We start from the raw sequence: 4,164 nt of genomic DNA, 5'->3' as shown, positions 1-4,164 counted from the left end.
CCCCGTATCCGTTGACGGCCACTCTGGTCTTGCTCATGGGCTTGTCCTTCCTGATTGCGGTTGCGTTGTTGGTTTTGTGGTTGGTGCCGGCCCGGATAGTCCCGGTGTTGAGGCTACGGGGAAATTCTTTTCGTCGCCGCCGGCGAGCAGCGCGTAGTTTCCTGCGACGCCGATCCGGACGGCGGGCGCGGTGCAGGGCTGCAGCCGGATCCGGAGGTGTTCTGTGTCCAGGTGCACGTCGATGCGGTGCCCCCGGTACTGGACCTGGAATCCGGCTGTTCCCAGGTGGGCGGGCAGCCGGGGAGCGAAGGTCAGCGCGTCGGCCTCGGTTTGCAGGCCGGCAAAGGAGCGGATAACAATGTCGACCGTCCCGGACATCGCGCCCAGGTGGATTCCCTCGCGCGTGGTGCCGCCCTGGGTGTCATCCAGATCGGCGATCAGGGCTTCGCGGAAGACCTGCCAGGCCCGGGATGCGTCAAACCGGGAGAGCACCGAGGCATGCACCACACGGCTGAGCGTGGAACCCTCTGCCGTGCGGGAGAGGTAGTAATCCACCGTGCGTTCCAGGTCCTCTTCGGTGGCCGGATAGCCGAGCCGGCGCAGCTGGCCGGTCACGCCGGCGGGCCCGAGAAGGTAGATGAGCATCAGCACGTCGGCCTGCTTGGCCAGCTTGTACCGGTTGGTGGCATCGTTTTCGGCTTCGAGGATCAAATCGAGGCGCCCGATGTTGCCGTACCTGGCGCGGTAACGCGGCCAGTCCAGTTCGAGCAGGTCCTCGTACCCGTCGAACTGGCTGATGACGCCGTCGGCATGGAAGGGGACGGCGAGCCTGGAACCGAGCCGGGACCAGCGGCTGATCTCCTCCGGACTGATGTGCAGCCGGTCGGCGAGATCGTCGCCGGGGTGGCCTGCCAGTTCCCGCAGCACGTCGGCAGCGCGGTCGCAGACCCAGGAGAGCAGGACGTTGGTGTAGGCGTTGTCGCGTAAACCGGCCCCGGGCGCGTCGGGGTAGCCGTCGTGGTACTCGTCCGGTCCCATCACGCCGGCGATGTGGTACCTGTCCTCGGCCGGGTCGAAGGTGGCCAGGGAGGCGAACATCCGGGTCACCTCGATGATCAGTTCCGCGCCGCGCGCGGCCAGCCAGTCGCGGTCGCCCGTAACCTGGAAGTACTGCCAGGCGTTGTAGGCGACGGCGAGTCCGACGTGGCGCTGGCGGCTGGAGTTATCCGGCATCCACCGGGCCGAGCGGGGGTTGTACAGCTGCCGGGGCGTTTCCTCCCGCCCGTCGCTGCCGCTCTGCCAGGGGAACAGGGCGCCGTTGAGGCCTTCGGCGCGGGCGGCGGCCCGCGCGGCGTCCAGCCGGCGCCAGCGGTACTCCAGCAGGGCCCGGCTTACCTCGGGCAGCCGCAGTCCGGTGACGGGCAGGACGAACAGCTCGTCCCAGAAGACATGCCCGCGGTAGCCTTCCCCGTGCAGCCCACGTGCGGGCACGCCGGCATCCAGGGCGGCAGTATGCCCGGAAATTGCCTGCAGCAGGTGGAACACGTGCAGGTTAAGCACCAGCCGGGACTGCGGGTCCGCATCAAGGTCAATCCCGAACCGGTCCCACAGGCGCCGCCAGGCCGCCTCGTGGTCCTTGAGCAGCACACCGAAGCCGGTGCCGTGCCGGGCAAGCTCCGTCAGGGCTCCAGCCGCGGGAGCGGAGATGGCATGATCCCGGGAGGTGGCCAGGGCCACGGTCCGGGTCATGGTGGCGGACTGCCCGTCGGCCAGCCGGAGATCGAATTGCCGCCCGTATCGTCCGCCGTCGCGCTCGGCGTCGCGCGGCGTGACCGCCGGGCCACCGGCGAAGACGGTCCGTACGGCGAGGGCAATGCTTATCCGGCTCTGGTTGGTCACCACTTCGCACAGGACGGTGCTGCCGTCCGTCTCGGTGAATACCGGATCAGTCAAATGCATCTGGCCGGTGCCTGCGTAGTCGTGGACGTTGGTGTTGGCGACCTCGGCGTCGATGCCCGCCCGGAGGCTCACGGCGCCGTTGAAGCCACGGGCCGTCAGGGTCGTCTCAAGCGCCGCCAGATGGGGGTTGTCCACCGAGACCAGCCGCCGCTGCACGACGGTGAGCTGTTCGCCCCCCGGTCCGGTGAGGGTGACATGTCGGGTCAGCACGCCGCGGCGCAGGTCGAGTTCGCTTCGATCCTCCAGGACGTTCATGTCCCCGGTGGACCACCAGGGGCCTTCGCCGATGCGCACGTCCACCGGCAGCCAGTTGGGGACATTGACCAGGTGTTCCTCTTCCATTTCGCGGCCGTGGATGATGCCCGCAGTCCTGTTGTAGACCCCTGCCAGGTAGGTCCCGGGATAGTGGGTCCCGTCATCGCGGTGCTCCGGGCGCGCACCGCGCGTGGCCATGTACCCGTTGCCCAGGGCGGTCAGGGCCTCCCGGTGGCCCTCGTGCGCCGGGTCGAATCCTTCGTAGACCAGCGTCCAGGGGTCGGTGCGCGAGGCGCCCAGATCCAGTTGGCCGACATCGCCCAAGACGATGTCGGCGCCCGCGGCCTCCAGTTGCTCCCGGTACCCCGTGCGGTCGATCCCGACCACCAGTCCGAAACCGCCGCCGCGGCCGGCCTGGACCCCTGACACGGCATCCTCGATGACCACGGCACGCTGAGGCGGCACGCCGAGCCGGCGGGCTGCCTCGAGGAACATCGCCGGATCCGGCTTGCCGGGCAAACCCTGATCCGCGGCCACCTGGCCGTCGACGATCACATCAAACGCCGGCTCCAGGCCCGCGGCCTCCAGCAGAGCCTGCGCGTTGCGGCTGGCGGTGACGAGTGCGACAGGTATGCCGCCGTCGCGCAGCCGTTCCAGCAGCGCGACGGTTCCCGGATAGGCGCTGACACCGTCCCGGGCCAGTGCGGCCAGGAACAGGTCATTCTTGCGGGCCCCCAGTCCGGCGACGGTCCAGGCATCTGGTCCGTCCTCCGCGCTCCCTGCGGGAAGCCGGATGCCGCGGGAGGCAAGGAAGGCGCGGATGCCGTCTTCGCGGCTCCGCCCGTCCACGTAAAGCCGGTAGTCCCGGTCTGCGTCGAATGGGGCAGTGTCCGCTGCCACGCCGGATCTCGGGTCGGCCAGGACGGAGTCGAAGAGCTCCTTCCACGCCGCCGCATGCACACTGGCGGTCCGGGTGACGACCCCGTCCATGTCGAAGAGCACCGCGTCATAGGGCACTGCGGTGTGGTGCGCGGGGGGCTGGGGCGAGTGTAGTCCACCGGGCCGGACGGAGGTCATGCTAAACGGGTTCCTCTCGGGCTTCATCGGCGGGCCGGTTGGCGGGTCCTGGCTTGGCCGTCCATTGCCAGTTCCTGATTTCGGGCATGTCTTCGCCGTGGGTTCGGATGTACTGGCGGTGCTCGATGAGTTTGTTTTTCAGCTCCTCGCGCACGTGCGCCGAGATGTCCTTGAGCCGCGGCACCCGGTCGATGACGTCGATGGCCAGGTTGAACCGGTCGATCTCGTTGAGCACGCACATATCGAACGGTGTCGTGGTCGTGCCTTCCTCTTTGTAGCCGCGGACGTGGAAGTTGCCGTGGTTGGTGCGCCGGTAGGTGAGGCGGTGGATCAGCCACGGGTAGCCGTGGTAGGCGAAGATTACCGGTTTGTCCGTGGTGAACAGGGCGTCGAACTCACGGTCCGCCAGGCCGTGCGGGTTCTCGGCGTCGTCCTGCAGCCGCAGCAGGTCCACGACGTTGACCACCCGGATGGACAGGTCCGGGAACCGGGAGCGCAGGATGTCCGCGGCGGCCAGGGTTTCCATCGTCGGCACGTCCCCGGCGCAGCCCATCACCACGTCGGGTTCGGCACCTGAATCCGTGCTGGCCCAGTCCCAGATACCGATGCCCTTGGTGCAGTGCACGATGGCGTCGGCCATGTCCAGGTACTGCAGCTGCGGCTGCTTGCCGGCCACGATGACGTTGACGTACTGGCGGCTGCGCAGGCAGTGGTCGGCCACGGACAGCAGGGTGTTCGCGTCCGGAGGCAGGTAGACCCGGATGACGTCGGACTTCTTGTTGATCACATGGTCGATGAAGCCCGGGTCCTGGTGGGAGAAACCGTTGTGGTCCTGCCGCCAGACGTGGGAGGTCAACAGGTAGTTCAGGGAGG

At 68.2% G+C, this 4,164-nt stretch carries 2 protein-coding genes; both read right to left on the bottom strand.

Going from position 1 to position 4,164, the window contains the following annotated elements; genetic code table 11:
- Positions 1–33: 33 nt before the first annotated feature.
- A complete protein-coding gene (locus tag HGO92_RS24925) occupies positions 34–3,291 on the bottom strand; it encodes a beta-phosphoglucomutase family hydrolase (RefSeq protein WP_169998994.1) in 3,258 nt (1,085 codons plus the stop codon).
- Between the two features lies 1 nt (position 3,292).
- On the bottom strand, positions 3,293–4,164 hold an 872-nt coding region (locus tag HGO92_RS24920), incomplete at its 5' end, for a phosphoketolase family protein (protein WP_502305996.1).

It is taken from the genome of Crystallibacter degradans (assembly GCF_012952295.1).
In the GTDB taxonomy this organism is placed as follows: Bacteria; Actinomycetota; Actinomycetes; order Actinomycetales; family Micrococcaceae; genus Crystallibacter; species Crystallibacter degradans.
The sequence above is the reverse complement of the archived record's forward strand: the minus strand, read 5'-3'. Positions and strand labels throughout refer to the sequence as shown.